The organism is Actinopolymorpha cephalotaxi (assembly GCF_013408535.1).
In the GTDB taxonomy this organism is placed as follows: Bacteria; Actinomycetota; Actinomycetes; order Propionibacteriales; family Actinopolymorphaceae; genus Actinopolymorpha; species Actinopolymorpha cephalotaxi.
Window position 1 is genome coordinate 4,071,958 of record NZ_JACBZA010000001.1, and the last position, 15,159, is coordinate 4,087,116.

12 protein-coding genes are annotated in these 15,159 nt (G+C 71.3%); all 12 read right to left on the reverse strand.

Going from position 1 to position 15,159, the window contains the following annotated elements; genetic code table 11:
- Nucleotides 1-61 precede the first annotated feature (61 nt).
- The gene (gene rpoB / locus FHR37_RS17960; protein WP_092884149.1) at nucleotides 62-3,559 is read right to left on the reverse strand and encodes a DNA-directed RNA polymerase subunit beta; all 3,498 of its coding nucleotides are present in this window, start codon (nucleotides 3,557-3,559) and stop codon (nucleotides 62-64) included.
- A 290-nt stretch (nucleotides 3,560-3,849) separates the two neighbouring features.
- On the reverse strand, nucleotides 3,850-4,452 hold the full coding sequence (locus FHR37_RS17965; protein WP_092884150.1) for a hypothetical protein: 603 nt from the start codon (nucleotides 4,450-4,452) through the stop codon (nucleotides 3,850-3,852).
- 64 nt (nucleotides 4,453-4,516) lie between these two features.
- Nucleotides 4,517-5,149 (reverse strand): hypothetical protein, encoded by a 633-nt coding sequence (locus tag FHR37_RS17970; RefSeq protein WP_139239012.1) that lies wholly within the window; start codon nucleotides 5,147-5,149, stop codon nucleotides 4,517-4,519.
- On the reverse strand, nucleotides 5,119-6,486 hold the full coding sequence (locus FHR37_RS17975; RefSeq protein ID WP_092884152.1) for an MCE family protein: 1,368 nt from the start codon (nucleotides 6,484-6,486) through the stop codon (nucleotides 5,119-5,121). Before FHR37_RS17975 ends, FHR37_RS17970 begins: the two co-directional genes overlap by 31 nt.
- Complete coding sequence (locus tag FHR37_RS17980) at nucleotides 6,483-7,802, reverse strand: MCE family protein (protein ID WP_092884153.1); 1,320 nt, start codon at nucleotides 7,800-7,802, stop codon at nucleotides 6,483-6,485. Before FHR37_RS17980 ends, FHR37_RS17975 begins: the two co-directional genes overlap by 4 nt.
- Nucleotides 7,799-9,070, reverse strand: a complete 1,272-nt coding sequence (locus FHR37_RS17985) for an MCE family protein (protein WP_092884154.1) — start codon at nucleotides 9,068-9,070, stop codon at nucleotides 7,799-7,801. Before FHR37_RS17985 ends, FHR37_RS17980 begins: the two co-directional genes overlap by 4 nt.
- On the reverse strand, nucleotides 9,067-10,053 hold the full coding sequence (locus FHR37_RS17990; protein ID WP_092884565.1) for an MCE family protein: 987 nt from the start codon (nucleotides 10,051-10,053) through the stop codon (nucleotides 9,067-9,069). Before FHR37_RS17990 ends, FHR37_RS17985 begins: the two co-directional genes overlap by 4 nt.
- 10 nt (nucleotides 10,054-10,063) lie before the next feature.
- Entirely contained in the window at nucleotides 10,064-11,149 is a 1,086-nt protein-coding gene (locus FHR37_RS17995) for an MCE family protein (RefSeq protein WP_202818145.1), read from the reverse strand.
- Nucleotides 11,146-12,504 carry an MCE family protein gene (locus FHR37_RS18000; RefSeq protein ID WP_092884155.1) on the reverse strand — a complete coding sequence of 453 codons (1,359 nt, stop codon included), beginning with the start codon at nucleotides 12,502-12,504 and terminating at the stop codon, nucleotides 11,146-11,148. The genes FHR37_RS17995 and FHR37_RS18000 overlap by 4 nt, the downstream gene beginning before the upstream one ends.
- A 3-nt stretch (nucleotides 12,505-12,507) precedes the next feature.
- Nucleotides 12,508-13,314, reverse strand: coding sequence for an MlaE family ABC transporter permease (locus FHR37_RS18005; RefSeq protein ID WP_092884156.1), 807 nt, complete (start codon nucleotides 13,312-13,314; stop codon nucleotides 12,508-12,510).
- 1 nt (nucleotide 13,315) lies between these two features.
- Entirely contained in the window at nucleotides 13,316-14,089 is a 774-nt protein-coding gene (locus FHR37_RS18010; RefSeq protein WP_092884157.1) for an MlaE family ABC transporter permease, read from the reverse strand.
- A complete protein-coding gene (locus FHR37_RS18015) occupies nucleotides 14,086-15,132 on the reverse strand; it encodes an ABC transporter ATP-binding protein (RefSeq protein WP_092884158.1) in 1,047 nt (348 codons plus the stop codon). Before FHR37_RS18015 ends, FHR37_RS18010 begins: the two co-directional genes overlap by 4 nt.
- Between the last annotated feature and the right edge of the window lie 27 nt (nucleotides 15,133-15,159).

Sequence of the window (15,159 nt, forward strand, 5' to 3'; positions counted from 1 at the left end):
GCCTACTCAGATTCGGGGTGAGCGGGTGCGGTCCGGATCAACGGACCGCACCCACACTTCCTCAGACTTCCTCGACGCTGCTCGGCTCCTGCCGGGTCAGGTCGATTCCGAGTTCCTCCGCGGCGCGGAAGACGTCTTCCTCGCTGTCGCGCATCTCCACGGCCATGCCGTCGCTGGAGAGCACTTCGACGTTGAGGCAGAGCGCCTGCATTTCCTTGACGAGCACCTTGAACGACTCCGGGATACCCGGTTCAGGGATGTTCTCGCCCTTGACGACTGCTTCGTAGACCTTGACCCGGCCTGTCACGTCGTCGGACTTGATGGTGAGGAGCTCCTGCAGCGCGAACGCCGCGCCGTAGGCCTCCAGGGCCCAGACCTCCATCTCACCGAAGCGCTGACCACCGAACTGCGCCTTACCACCCAGCGGCTGCTGGGTGATCATGGAGTAGGGGCCGGTCGACCGCGAGTGGATCTTGTCGTCGACCAGGTGGTTGAGCTTCAGCATGTAGATGTAGCCGACCGCCACCGGCTCGGGGAACGGCTCGCCGCTGCGGCCGTCGAGCAACGGCGCCTTGCCGTCCGCGCCGACCATCCGGACGCCGTCCCGGTTGGGGAACGTCGAGGCGAGCAGGCCGGTGATCTCCTCCTCGCGGGCACCGTCGAAGACCGGAGTCGCGACGTTGGTGCCCGGATCCGCCTCGCCGGCACCGATTCCGGACAGCCGGGTCTTCCACTCCTCGTCGTCGCCGTCGACCTTCCAGCCGGCCTTCGCGACCCACCCGAGGTGGGTCTCGAGGACCTGGCCGACGTTCATCCGGCCCGGCACGCCGAGCGGGTTCAGGATGATGTCGACGGGGGTCCCGTCCTCGAGGAACGGCATGTCCTCGACGGGCAGGATCTTGGCGATCACACCCTTGTTGCCATGCCGGCCGGCGAGCTTGTCGCCATCCTGCACCTTGCGCTTCTGGGCAACGTCGACCCGGACCAGCTGGTTGACGCCCGGCGGCAGCTCGTCGCCTTCCTCGCGGTCGAAGACGCGGACACCGATGACCGTGCCGCTCTCGCCGTGCGGAACCTTCAGCGACGTGTCGCGGACCTCGCGGGCCTTCTCACCGAAGATCGCCCGGAGCAACCGCTCCTCCGGCGTCAGCTCGGTCTCGCCCTTGGGCGTGACCTTGCCGACGATGATGTCGCCGGGGACGACCTCGGCGCCGATCCGGATGATGCCCCGCTCGTCGAGGTCGGCCAGCATCTCCTCGGAGACGTTCGGGATGTCCCGGGTGATCTCCTCCGGCCCCAGCTTGGTGTCGCGGGCGTCGACCTCGTGCCGATCGATGTGGATCGAGGTGAGGACGTCTTCCTGGACGATCCGCTGGGACAGGATGATCGCGTCCTCGTAGTTGTGGCCCTGCCACGACATGAACGCGACCAGAAGGTTGCGACCGAGCGCCATCTCGGCGTTGTCGGTGCACGGTCCGTCGGCGATCACCGAACCGACCTCCACCCGGTCTCCCTCGGAGACGAGCGGACGCTGGTTGATGTTGGTGCCCGCGTTGGACCGGCGGAACTTCGCCAGCCGGTACGTCTGGTACGTACCGTCGTCGCACGCGACCTCCACGAAGTCGGCGCAGGCCTCGCGGACCACACCGGCCTTCTCGGTGGTCACGACGTCACCGGCGTCGACGGCGGCGCGGTATTCCATTCCGGTGCCGACGAGCGGCGACTCCGAACGGATCAGCGGGACCGCCTGGCGCTGCATGTTGGAACCCATCAGCGCGCGGTTGGCGTCGTCGTGCTCGAGGAACGGGATCATCGCCGTGGCGACCGACACCATCTGCCGGGGCGAGACGTCCATGTACTGGACCTCGTCGCGGGCGATCGCGTCGACCTCACCGTGCCGCTTGCGGACCAGCACGCGGTCCTCGGCGAAGCTTCCGTCGTCGTTCAGCACCGCGTTGGCCTGGGCGATGACGTAGCGGTCCTCCTCGTCGGCGGTGAGGTACTCCACCTCGTCGGTGACCCGGCCGTCGGCGACCTTGCGGTAGGGCGTCTCCACGAACCCGAACGGGTTGACCCGGCCGTAGGTGGCGAGCGAACCGATCAGGCCGATGTTGGGCCCTTCCGGCGTCTCCACCGGGCACATCCGGCCGTAGTGGGAGTGGTGGACGTCACGGACCTCCATGCCGGCCCGGTCACGGGACAGACCACCGGGGCCCAGCGCCGAGAAGCGACGCTTGTGCGTCAGCCCGGCGACCGGGTTGGTCTGGTCCATGAACTGGCTGGACTGGGACGTGCCGAAGAACTCCTTCAGCGCCGCCACCACGGGACGGATGTTGATCAGGGTCTGCGGCGTGATCGCCTCGACGTCCTGGGTCGTCATCCGCTCGCGAACCACCCGCTCCATCCGGGCCAGGCCGGTGCGGAGCTGGTTCTGGATCAGCTCGCCGACCGTGCGCACCCGGCGGTTGCCGAAGTGGTCGATGTCGTCGTCCTCGACGACGATCTGACCCTGCGGCGCGTCGAGCTCGGTCCGTCCCTCGTGCAGCGCGACAAGGTAGCGGATCGCGGCCACGATGTCGTCGATGGTGAGCACCGACTGGTCGTGCGGCAGCGTCAACCCGAGCTTCTTGTTGATCTTGTGCCGGCCGACCTTGGCGAGGTCGTACCGCTTCGGGTTGAAGTAGTAGTTCTCCAGCAGCGCCTGCGCCGCCTCCCGCGTGGGGGGCTCGCCGGGACGCAACTTGCGGTAGATGTCGAGCAGCGCGTCGTCCTGGCCGGAGGTGTGATCCTTCTCCAGCGTGAGACGCATCGACTCGTAGTCGCCGAACTCCTCCAGGATCTGCGCGTCGGTCCAGCCGAGCGCCTTGAGGAGGACGGTGACGTTCTGCTTGCGCTTACGGTCGAGCCGGACACCAACGGTGTCCCGCTTGTCGACCTCGAACTCCAGCCAGGCGCCCCGCGAGGGGATCATCTTGGCTGTGAAGACGTCCTTGTCGCTGGTCTTGTCGAGCGAGCGCTCGAAGTAGACACCGGGCGAACGCACGAGCTGGCTGACCACGACACGCTCGGTGCCGTTGATCACGAACGTTCCCTTGTCGGTCATGAGCGGGAAGTCGCCCATGAAGACCGTCTGGGACTTGATCTCGCCGGTCTCGTTGTTCATGAACTCCGCGGTGACGAACAGCGGGGCCGCGTAGGTGAAGTCGCGGTCCTTGCACTCGTCGACGGAGTTCTTCGGCGGCTCGAACCGGTGATCACGGAACGAGAGGGACATCGTTCCCGAGAAGTCCTCGATCGGAGAGATCTCCTCGAAGATCTCCTCCAGACCGGAACGGTCGGGAACGTCGTGACGGCCCTCTGAAAGGGCCTTCTCCGAGCGGGCCTGCCACCGCTCGTTGCCGACCAGGGTGTCGAAGCTCTCGACCTGCAACGCGAGCAGGTCGGGAACCTCGGCAGGCTCCTTGATCTTGGCGAACGAGACGCGATGTGGCGCGGCGACGCGATCGGAGGTGGACGTGCGGGCGGACGTGGTGGACGCAGTGGAACGCGAAGCGGCCAAGAGGGGTCCTTCCGAGGCTTGCGGACTCGTCTCTCACATGCCGGACCGACCTCAGGGGGAACCCAGGCACGGTCGGAAGGCAGGGCAAAGCGACAGTGTAGCCCGCTGGCGCACTGCTGTCTAGTACCTCGGATTACGCGGAGAATTTGCCGCCGAAGCTCCATCGCCATCGGCGAACCTCTTGCGCGGCCAGCCCCCGCACGGCCTCTCCGGAAGCATGGACCGAGCACGGGGCCGAGTCAAGGAGGTGACGTGGGGTTCGGTGATCTTTCCCGGGACGAACCGGCAGATCACAGGCCCTTCATCCCGCTGACCAGCCACCGGTCGCCCACCCGGCGCATGGTCATCCGGACGCGGTTGAGGTCGGTACGGGGCTCGGCCGCGCGGTTGCTGGTCGTGGTCTGGTTGACGTACAGCAGCGTGACCACCTGGTCGGGGGTGGCGGACACCACCGACACCGACCGGACCTCCGCGACCACGACCGCGTGGGTCTGCGTCGCGGTCGGCCTGACCAGACTCGTGGCGGTCTGGGTGTACTTGTCCCGGAAGTCGCCGGTCAGCAGGGCCCGGGACCGGCCGAAGTCCGCGTCCAGGTGGCGGTAGTCGTAGCCGAGTACGACCTGGGCCGCGGTCCGGGCGGCGCCGGAGGCTCCGGTCCGGGCGGACTCCACCTCGCCCGCCACCTTCGCGCGGTAGCCGAGAGCCGCGGTGGCAGCGAGTACGACGGCCACGGTGCCGGCGAGGACGGCGACCGGCCAGGTGCGCCGGCGGCGCGTCGCCTTCGCGCTGGCCGCCGTGGTGCCGGCTGCCTCGGCCCCGGGTTGCGCCCCGGCCTGCTCGGGCGGGCTCACGTCGACTGCGTTCGGGTCCGTCACGTTCGTTTCCACGCTCATCGTTCGGTACTCCCGCTCTCCCCGTTCCCTGATCTCACCCGCGCTCCCCCGCTCCCCTCGGCACTCAGCCGACGAACTGCAGCTCGACCACCCGCCAGCCCGCCTTCTCCCGGCTGAGGTCGAGCTGGAGGCGGTACGTCCGGAGCTCGGGCCTGTCGGCACCGACGTGCGTCACCTCGGCGTCGGCGACGACCAGCACCCGGGCGGAGTCCTGGTCGAGGCTGGTGATCCCGGCCTCGAGGATCTGCCCCCGCGAGACGGTGCGGTTCTGGGTGACCAGGGTCCGCAGCTGTTTCGACGCGTGGGAGTACTGGCTGTGGAAGTCGCCCGCGGCGAGGTTCAGCACCTCTCCCGACTGCCGGTCGAACTTCCGGTAGTCGACGGTGGTGAAGTCGGCCACGAGCTGCCGGGCCGTGTGCAGCGCCTGCGCACGGGAGCGGTCCTCCTGTCGGGCGGCGAGCACCCGGTGGCCGAGGAAGCCGGCGGCCACCAGGCCGGCGAGGAGCAGCGCAGCCAGTACGGCGAGCGCCGGGCCGGGTGACCGCGGCCGCGCCGGGCCGTCGTCCGTCCGGCTCCCCTCCGCCGGGCCGTCGTGGCCCGGGTGGGCTGGGTGGACTGTATGGCGGGTGTCGGCCGCTTCGTCCGGTGTCTCGTCCAGCACGTTCGTCATCGCGTCATCGGTCCGATCAACAGCCACTTCCACGACTCCTTTCCGAAGGCACGTTGCTCTCCCCCGAGTGAGCCGATCCGGGCCGGCTCTCCCCCTGGGAGCCGGACCACTCCGGTCGACGGGTCGTACGCCGCCGGGCGTACCCCCGACCGCCCGGACCCTGACTGCCCGGCACCTGACTGCCCGGCCAATGACTGCCCGGCACCTGACTGCGGTCCTCCCGGCTGCGGAGCCCGCGGAGCCTGCGGCCCACCTCCGCTCGCTCCCGGAGCGTTCTGGGCACCGCGCTCGGTGGTCGTGGGGTCGGTGCACCGCGCGTCGGTGTTCACCGGTGTCGGCCCCAGCTCCTGCGGGCTTCGCCGCCTCGTCCCCTGGTAGCCCTTGCGGCAGGACCCGGGCGACGTCGCGAGCTGGAGCCCGAAGTGCGCGGTGTAGTGGTCCGTGCCGGGGTCGCGGGCGACGACGGTGTAGCCGCCGCGGACGACATACGGGTAGAGGATCAGTGCCTGCTGGATCCCCCGCAGCCGGACCCGGACGAGTTGCCCGGTGCTCGCGAGGTTGGCGAGGAGTACGGGCACGTCGCCGGCGTTCTCGTCCACCAGCCCCTGCACCTGCTCGGCGGTCAGGACGCCGGAGGCGAGCACCTCCCGCACGTCCGGGTCCGCCTCGACCAGGGTGTCGGACAGGTCGGCGAGGTCGCCGGCGAAGCTCCGGATCGCGCTGCCGGAGTCCCGCTGGGTGTCGAGGACGGTTCCGCCGCGGTCGATCAGGTCGACGGTCTGGGCGAGGTTGGCGTCGGCGGTCTCGACCAGGGCGTTGCCGGCGTCGACCAGCCGGCCGAGATCCGGGCCGGTGCCGGCGAACGCGGTCCCGAGCTCGTCCAGGACCGTGACCAGATCCTTCTTCGGCACCGACGACGCGAGCCGGTCCAGGTCGAGCAGCAACGTCGTCGTGGGCAGCGGCGTGCGGGTGTCGGCGCGGGCTATTCGGGTGCCCTCGCGCAGGTACGGTTCCCCACGCCGCCGGGGCTGCAGGTCGACGTACTGCTCGCCGATCGCCGAGCGGTTGGCGACCACGGCGAGGGTGTCGGCGGGTACGCGGGTGCCGGCGTCGAGGGTGAGCGCCACGTCGACACCGGACCTGGTGGGGCGCAGCCGGTCGACCCGGCCGACGGCGACGCCGCGGTAGGTGACCTCCGCCCCGGTGAAGATCCCGCCGGCGTCGCCGAAGTCGGCATGCACGACGTACGTCCCGCCGAGCAGCGACCGGCCGAGCCCGGCGTACCTGATGCCGGCTACGGCAGTGCCCACCAGCGTCAGCGCCAGGAACACCACCAGCTGGATCCGGACGGTGCGGGTGATCACAGCACACCTCCGATCAGCAGGCGGCCGAGGTTCGGGTCGTAGGCGGGTGCGACGTACGCGGCGCCGTTCGCACAGGTCAGCGGGGGCAGGCAGCCCGGCGCCGGGCTCTTCGGGTGCGGGGCCGGCAGCGTCGGCAGGGACGTCGGCAGCGAGGTCGGCAGCGCCGTCGGCAGGGGGACCGTGGGCAGCGCCGTCGGGACCGGCACGGTCGGCAGGGCGGTGGGCGCCTTCGTGGGGAGCGGGACGCGGGGCAGCGGCGGCAGCGGCGGCACCGGCAGCGGCGTACGACCGGTCAGCAGGTCCTGCAGGTCGAGGTCGAGGGTGAGCTGGAGGTTGGTGTAGTCGCCTGCGACCGCGTTCGCCGTCGCGTCGGAGAACGGATAGGTGAACAGCAGTTGCAGCGACTTCGGCAGGCTGTCCCCCGCGCGGGCCAGCTCGGTGAGGATCGGGTCCAGCGCCCGCAGGTTCGCCAGCAGGTCCTCGCGGGACGCGACGATCACCCGCGCGCCGACGTCGCCGAGCCGGGACAGCTCCACCAGCATCCGGGTGAGGTCCCGGCGCTGGTCGGCGAGCACCTTCAGGGCGGCCGGCAGCTGATCCACCGCGGCGGCCAGCGTCGTCTTCTGCGCGGCCAGCGACGCGGACAGCCGGTCCAGGTTCTCGATCGCCCGGGTGATCTCCTGCTTGTGGGCGTCGAGTTGGCCGAGGAAGGTGTTCAGGTTGGCCAGCAGCCGGCGTACGTCCGGTTCACGGCCCGACATCGCCTTGTTCAGCTCGACCTCGATGGTCTTCAGCTGGGCCACGCCGCCGCCGTTGAGCAGCAGCGACAGCGCCGAGAGCACCTCCTCGACCTCGACGTCGCGGCCGGTGCGGGCGAGCGGGATCACGTCGCCGTCGCCGAGCCGTCCGTACCCGGCCTGGCCGGCGGGCGGCGACAGGGAGACGAACTTCTCCCCGAGCAGGCTGGTCTGGCGGATCCGCGCGGTCGCGTTGTCGGGCAGCCGCACCGTCCGGGCGAGCCGGAGCCGCACGTCGGCGGTGTAGCCGTCCAGGTGGATCTTCTCCACCTCGCCGACCGTGACGTCGTCCACCTTGACCGCCGAGCGGGGTACCAGGTCGAGCACGTCCCGGAACCGCACCGTCACCTCGTAGGCGTTTCCCCCCGCTGCCCCGCCCCCGGGAAGGGGCAGGTCGTAGACGGTGAAGCCGCAGCCGGTGAGCAGGACGCCGGCGAGAAGGAGTACGGCGGTCCGGCGTACGGTCGCGAACCCTCCGGACCGGCCGAGCCGGGCAGGGGCGGCGGGCGCGGCGCTCATCGGAGGATCCCGCCGAGGGTGCGGTCACTGGCCGGCGCGGGCTGCCCGGCCGGGCCCGTTCCCGCCGGGCCCGTTCCGGCCGTGCCGTCTGCCGCCGGGCCGCCCGGCACCTGCGGCAACGGCAGGTCGTCGAGGACCTTGGTCAGGTCGTCGCACACCGATTTCGGCTGACCGGACTGGCGCAGCAGCGCGCACAGGTAGGCGCCGGGGTCGTCGGTCTGGGCGAAGTTGTTGCGCGTGTCCAGCGTGCCCGTACGCGGGTTGTAGGTGTGGTCGAGGTTGGACAGGGCCACCGGCGCGGTGTCCAGCACCTCGCGCAGGGCGTCCTGTTGCCGTACGAGCGTCTTCGACAGCTCGGTGAGCCCGTGCACGTTGGCCCGCACCTCGGCGCGGTTGTCCCGCACGAACGCCGCCACGTCGGTGAGGGCGGCGGCGAGCTGGGCGAGGGCGGCCCGCAGGTCGCCCCGCTCCCCCGCGAGCTGGTCCGCGACGCCGGCCAGGTCGGTGTTGAACGCCCGGACCTGCGTGTCGCTCTCCGCCAGCGCGCCGGTGAACTTCTGCAGCTGCCGTACGGTCGCGAACAGGTCCTGCCGCCCGCCGGACAGCGTCTGCGTCGCGTCGGCGAGGTCGCCGATCGTGGAGTGCACCTTCCCGCCCTGCCCGCGCAGGTTGTCCGCGCCGACGGTGAGCAGCCGAGACAGCGAGCCGTTCCGGTTGGCACCGTTCGGGCCGAGGGCCACCGTCAGGTCGTCCAGGCTCCGGTAGATGCGGTCGAGCTCGACGGGTACGGCGGTGCGCGGGAGCGCGATCTCGGCGCCGTCGGCAAGGGTGGGGCCGCCACGGTAGACCGGGGTGAGCTGGACGTACCGGTCGCTGACCAGCGACGGCGAGATCACCACCGCCCGGGCGCCGGCGGGCACCTTCTGCTTCGCGTCGTACGACATCGTCACCTGCACCGAGGTGCCCTCCGGGCGAACCTGGTCCACCCGGCCCACCGGAACGCCGAGGATGCGTACGTCGGAGCCGGCGTAGAGGCCGACCGTACGCGGGAAGTGCGCCACCAGGTGTCTGCGCGGCGACTCCGGCCACACCGCGTAGGTGAGCCCGGCCACGGCGGCCAGGGCGAGTACGACGGCGACGGCCCGGCCGCGGGTCCGGGTCCACTCCCACCCGCGCTTCGGTGTCCGCGCCGTACGCGCCGTCGTACGCCCTGTTGCCCGCACTGCCGCCCGCACTGTGGCACGCAGCCTGGTGAGCACGCGGATCATCGGCCGCCTCCGGGGAGCCGGGGTGCGGCGGGAAGCGGCACCAGGTTGGGGATGTAGGTGTCGAACCACGGCCCGGTGCCCAGGGTGTTGGTGAACACCCGCAGGAACGGCGCCAGCAGCCGGATGCTCCGGTCCAGGCTGTCCTGGTTGGCGCGGAGCATGCCGACCACGGACGCCAGCCGCTTCAGCGCCGGCTCCAGCCGGGCCTGGTTGTCCGCCACCAGGCCGCTGATCTGCGCCGACAGCTCCTGCGCGGTGACCAGCAGCTGGTGGATCAGCGCCCGCCGGGCGCGCACCTCGCGCAGCACCAGGTCGCCGTCGCGGACCAGCGCGACGAGTTCGGTGTCCCGGTCGGCGAGGACCCGGGACACCTGGTTGGCGTGCGCGAGCAGCCGGTGCAGTTCCTCATCCCGCGAGGCGATGGTGCGCGACAGCCGGGACAGGCCGTCCAGTGAGCCGCGGACCTCTGCCGGCGTGCCCGCGAACGTCGTGCTCAGCGTGTCCAGCGCGGTGGCGAGCTGGGCGGTGTCGATCCGGCCGGTGGTGGTGGCGAGGTCGCCGAACGCCTCGACCACGTCGTACGGCGAGACCGTGCGCGACTGCGGGATCTCCGTCGCCGGGTCCAGCCTGCCCGGCCCCGACGGCACCAGGGAGAGGTACTTGCGGCCGAGGAGGGTACGGATCCGGATCGCCGCGCCGGTCTCGCGCCCGAGCCGCACCCGGTCGTCGGTGATCCGGAACTCCACCCGCACGTGCGACCCGGCGAGTTCGACCGCGCGGACGTGCCCGACCTTCACTCCCGCGACCCGGACCTCGTCGTCGGCCCGGAGCCCGCCGGCCTCCCCGAACCGCGCGGCGTACGTCGTACCACCGCCGATCAGCGGCAGGTCGGCGGCGTGGAACGCGACGTAGACCAGCGCGGCGAGCACGAGCAGGCCCACCGTGCCGACGGTGGTGTAGTAGCGCGGCGTCCGTGACCTCATCGCCGGCACCTCATCGCTGACACCTCGCGTCGGTGACGTGCAGGCCAGCCCGCGGAAGCGCCTGACCCGACGGCAGCACGATCCGGCCGTCGAAGTCGCACAGGTAGAAGTTGAACCACGAGCCGTACGTCGCGGTCCTCGTCAGCTGGTCGAGCTTGCCGGGCATCCGCCGCAGGGTGCGCTGCACGAGGGCGGAGTTGTCGTCCAGGGTGCCCGCCACCCGGCCGAGCTGGGTGACGTCGGTACGCAGGTCCGGTCGGGCGTCGCGCAGGAGTCCCGCGGTCTGCCGGTTGAGCGCGACGATCGAGCCCAGCGAGTCGCCGATGGCCTTGCGGTCCTCGGCCAGCCCGGACACGAACCGCTGCAGCTGCACCACCAGGTCGGACAGCTTCTGGTCGCGCTTCGCAACGGTGGCCAGCACGGTGTCGAGGTGGTCGATCAGGTCGCCGATCACCTTGTCCCGGTCGGCGAGGGTGCTGGTGAGGGACGCGGTGTGCGCGAGCAGGCTCTCCACCGTTCCGCCCTCGCCCTGCAGCACCTGGATGATCTCGTACGCCAGCTGGTTGACGTCCTGCGGCGAGAGTGCGGCGAACAGCGGCTTGAAGCCGTCGAAGAGCACGGTCAGGTCCAGTGCAGGGCGGGTCTGGGCGACCGGGATGGTGCCGCCCGCCGGCAGCGGTGCGGCGCCGCCCGCTCCCTCCGTCAACGCGACGTAGCGCTGCCCGACCAGGTTGCGGAACCGCAGGGTCGCCAGGACGCTGCGGGCGAGCACCTGGTCCGCGGCGACGGTGAACGTCAGCCGGGCCAGCGCGCCGTCGCCGCCGCGCCCGGGCAGCACGTCGATCGCGCGCACCTCGCCGACCCGGACGCCGGCGATGCGTACGTCGTCGCCCTTCTCCACGCCGGTCACGTCGGTGAACACCGCGTGGTACTCCCGGGTGGCGCCGAGCCCGACGTTGGCGATGGTGACCGCCAGCAGTGCGGTGGCCAGCGTGGTCACGGTGACGAACACGGCGAGCTTGGCCGCCGCGGCCGCCGTCGTCCGGTCGGACATCTTCGAGCGGATCCGCGCGCGGCGCGGGAACGATCGGCTCATCCGACACTCACCTGCGTCCCGCGGAGCAGCGGGCCGTACAACAGCGTGGTCACGTCGGGCACGTCCTCCGGCGGGGTACGCAGCACCGGTGCCACCAGGGCGTTCACCACCCGTTGTTCGCGCGCGGTTCCGGCGTACCCGCTGGACAGGTCGAACACCGGAGCGGCGCCGGGGCCGGTCGCGCCGGAGCTGGAACCCGGCCCCTCGACTCCCTCCCGTACGCCACTGCCCGGCGCCGGATGGGCCTGGGAGTACGGCGGGTCCGGCAGCGAACGGCAGCCCGGCCCGCGGTCGTCGTCGTAGGCCGGCCGGTCCCGCGGCCCGTACCCGCGGTGCTGGTCGACGAGCTCCAGCGTGATGTGCAGCGACGGCGCGCTGCCCGGATAGTGCTCGCCGCCGCCGAACGCGTCGTCGATGCGGGGCACCCAGTTCGCCAGGCCCTCCAGCAGGCAGGAGTACTCCGGGGAGTACGTCGCCAGCAGGTCCAGTGTGGGCCGGCTCACCTCGCCGACCCGGATCAGGCCGGCCTCGTTGTCGGCCAGGAACCGCCGGGTGGACGCGCTGGTGCCGGCGAGGTCGGTGAGGAAGTCCTCCAGCACCCGCTGCTTGACCACGACGGTGTTCCCGGTCTTGGTGGCGTTGCGCAGCAGCCGCACCAGGTCGGGGGTGGCGTCGGCGTAGACGTCCGCGACGTCGGCGAGGGCGGACACGTCGTGGGTGAGCTGCGGCAGGTGCGGGTCGAGCTTGCCGAGGTAGTCGTTCAGCCGGGTGAGGTTGCCGCCGATCCGGTCCCCGCGCCCCTCCAGCGCGGTGGCGAGCGCCGCCAGCGTCGCGTTCAGCTGGGCCGGGCGGAGGGTACGCAGCAGCGGGTAGACGTCCTCGAGTACGGCGGCGAGCTCGATCGCCACGCTCGACCGGTCCGGCCCGATCACGTCGCCGGCCGCGAGCCTGCGCGTCGCCGGCGTGGGCGGCAGGACGAGTTCGACGTACTTCTCCCCGAACAGCGTCTTCGGCACGATCCGGGCGGTCACGTTGGCGGGGATCGCGGCCAGGCTGTCCGGCGCCAGCGCGAGGTCGACCCGGGCCCGCCGGCCGTCGGAGGCGACGTGGCGTACCTCCCCCACGATCAGGCCGCGGACCTTCACGTCGGCCTGCCGGTTCAGCTCCAGCCCCACGTGGTCGGTCTCCAGGGTCACCTCGGCGGTGTCGGTGAACGCCTGGGTGAAGAACGCGTACGTCAGGCCGCCGAACCCCACCAGCAGGGCGAGGAAGACGATCCCCAGCGCCCGCGGACCGAGCCGTTCCGAGCGACGCAGCCGCCCGGCCACTCGCGCCAACCGCGTCCGACCGGCCATCGCCTACCCCGCCAGCCGTACGGACGTGCTCGCGCCCCAGATCGCCATCGACAGCGCCAGGTCGACGACGTTGATGACCACGATCGACGTACGCACCGCCCGGCCGACCGCCACGCCGACTCCCGCCGGACCGCCGGTGGCGTGGTAGCCGTGGTAGCAGTGGATCGCGATGATCACCACCGCGAAGATCAGCACCTTGCCGAACGACCAGAGCACGTCGTGCGGCGGCAGGAAGAGCCGGAAGTAGTGGTCGTAGGTCCCGGCACTCTGCCCGTAGCCCGCCGTGACGACGAGCCGGGTCGCCGCGTACGACGAGAACAACCCGACGACGTACAACGGAACGACCGCGAGCAGCCCGGCGACCATCCGGGTGCTGACGAGGAACGGCAGCGACGGGACGGCCATCACCTCCAGGGCGTCGACCTCCTCGCTGACCCGCATCGCGCCGAGCTGGGCGGTGAAGCCGCAGCCGACCGTCGCCGCCAGGGCGATGCCGGCGATCAGGGGGGCGATCTCGCGGGTGTTGAAGTACGCCGAGACGAAGCCCGCGTAGGCGGAGGTGCCCAGCTGGTCGAGTGAGGCGTACCCCTGCAGGCCGACCTCGGTGCCGGTGAAGAACGCCAGGAACGCGATCACCCCGACCGTGCCGCCGACGACGGCCAGCGCCCCGGTGCCGAAGCTCACCTCGGCCAGCAACCGCAACACCTCGCGGCGGTACCGGCGGCAGGTCGCGGGAATCCATCCGGCCGCGCGCAGGTAGAAGGCGAGCTGGTCGCCCAGGGTGTCCAGGCCGCGCAACGGGGTTCCCACCTCAGCCGCCCTTCGGTGGGACGACCTGGAAGTAGACCGCCTGCATCACGAAGTTCGCGAAGAACAACAGCATGAACGTGATCACCACGGTCTGGTTGACCGCGTCGCCGACACCCTTGGGCCCGCCGCCGGCGTTCAGGCCCTTGTACGACGCGACCACCGCGGCGACCAGACCGAACACCAGCGCCTTGACCTCACCGGCCCACAGGTCCGGCAGCTGCGCCAGGGCGGTGAACGACGCGAGGTAGGAACCCGGCGTGCCGCCCTGCAGGACGACGTTGAACACGTAGCCGCCGATCACGCCGACCACGCTCACCAGGCCGTTGAGGAAGACGGCGACGAACATCGCGGCGAGCACCCGGGGTACGACCAGCCGGTGCAGCGGGTCGATGCCGAGCACCCGCATCGCGTCGATCTCCTCCCGGATCGTGCGCGAGCCGAGGTCGGCGCAGATCGCCGACCCGCCCGCCCCGGCGATCAGCAGCGCGGTCGCGATCGGCGCAGCCTCCCGCACCACCGCGAGCACCATCGCCGCGCCCGCGAACGACTGGGCGCCGAACTGCCTGATCAGGCCGCCCACCTGCAAGGCGATGACGGCGCCGAACGGGATCGCCACCAGTGCCGTCGGCACGATCGTGACCCCGGCCAGGAACCACGCCTGGCGGACGAACTCCTGCCACTGGAACGGCCGCCGCGGCAGCCCGCGTACGACGTCCAGCCCGAACGCGAACAGCCGGCCGCTCGCCTGCAGCGGTGCCGTCAGCTGCCGGCTCATGGCCCGTCTCCCCCGGCGGCCCCGGCGGCGGCCTCAGCCGGCGCCGCCGGCTCACCATCCGACGTGGCCGGTACGGGTGGCGCCGTGACCGCCGGCGCGCCCGGGTCGCACCCCTCGAACGACCCGGGCGGCGGGGTCACGTCGTTGGCGGCACACCACTGGCCGGGCGGACGCTGACTGGGCCTCGGTGCACCGTCGGACGGCCCGAGCTGGAGCGGGATCGGCGGCAGCGCGGCCAGCTCGGCGCCGGCCGCGGCCTCGGCGGCGAGCTCGTCGGCGTCCTTCTCCTCCGACATGCCGATCGGGCCCACCCGCTGCGCGTTGAGGAACTGGCGTACGACCGGCTCCTGCGAGCACAGGCACATCTCCCGCGGACCGAACATCGCGAGGTGCCGGTGGTAGAGCAACCCGATGTTGTCGGGCACCGTGCGGGCGGTGTTGATGTCGTGGGTGACGATGAGGAACGTCGCGCCGGTCTGCTGGTTGAGGTCGACGATCAGCTGGTTGAGGTACGCCGTCCGCACCGGGTCCAGGCCCGAGTCGGGCTCGTCGAACAGGATGATCTCCGGATCCAGGACGAGCGCCCTGGCCAGCCCGGCCCGCTTGCGCATCCCGCCGGAGATCTCGCCGGGCAGCTTGCGCTCGGCGCCGAGCAACCCGACCATCTCGATCTTCGACAACACGATGGAACGGATCTCGTTCTCGGACTTGCGGGTGTGTTCGCGCAGCGGGAACGCCACGTTGTCGTAGAGGTTCATCGAGCCGAACAACGCGCCGTCCTGGAAGAGGACGCCGAACAGCCGGCGGACGCGGTACAGCTCCCGCTCCCGGCAGGTGGCGATGTCGTGGCCCTCGATGTGGATGTGGCCCCGGTCCGGTTTGAGCAGCCCGACCAGGCACTTCAGGAAGACCGACTTCCCGGTGCCGGAGGGCCCGAGCAGGACGCTGATCTCACCGGACGGAAGCGTCAGGCTGACGTCGCGCCAGACCGGCTGCCCACCGAAGGACTTGGTGAGCCCGTCCACACGGATCTCGACGCCCACCAGAACTCCTCACTGCTGGCTGGGGCG

What these genes read in the sequence shown, in the direction of transcription:
- FHR37_RS18010 (WP_092884157.1), bottom strand. Translation starts at nt 14,089, where the DNA reads ATGAGCCGGCAGCTGACGGCACCGCTGCAGGCGAGCGGCCGGCTGTTC.
- FHR37_RS17985 (WP_092884154.1), bottom strand. Translation starts at nt 9,070, where the DNA reads ATGATCCGCGTGCTCACCAGGCTGCGTGCCACAGTGCGGGCGGCAGTG.
- FHR37_RS18000 (WP_092884155.1), bottom strand. Translation starts at nt 12,504, where the DNA reads ATGGCCGGTCGGACGCGGTTGGCGCGAGTGGCCGGGCGGCTGCGTCGC.
- FHR37_RS17995 (WP_202818145.1), bottom strand. Translation starts at nt 11,149, where the DNA reads ATGAGCCGATCGTTCCCGCGCCGCGCGCGGATCCGCTCGAAGATGTCC.
- FHR37_RS17980 (WP_092884153.1), bottom strand. Translation starts at nt 7,802, where the DNA reads ATGAGCGCCGCGCCCGCCGCCCCTGCCCGGCTCGGCCGGTCCGGAGGG.
- FHR37_RS17990 (WP_092884565.1), bottom strand. Translation starts at nt 10,053, where the DNA reads ATGAGGTCACGGACGCCGCGCTACTACACCACCGTCGGCACGGTGGGC.
- FHR37_RS17965 (WP_092884150.1), bottom strand. Translation starts at nt 4,452, where the DNA reads ATGAGCGTGGAAACGAACGTGACGGACCCGAACGCAGTCGACGTGAGC.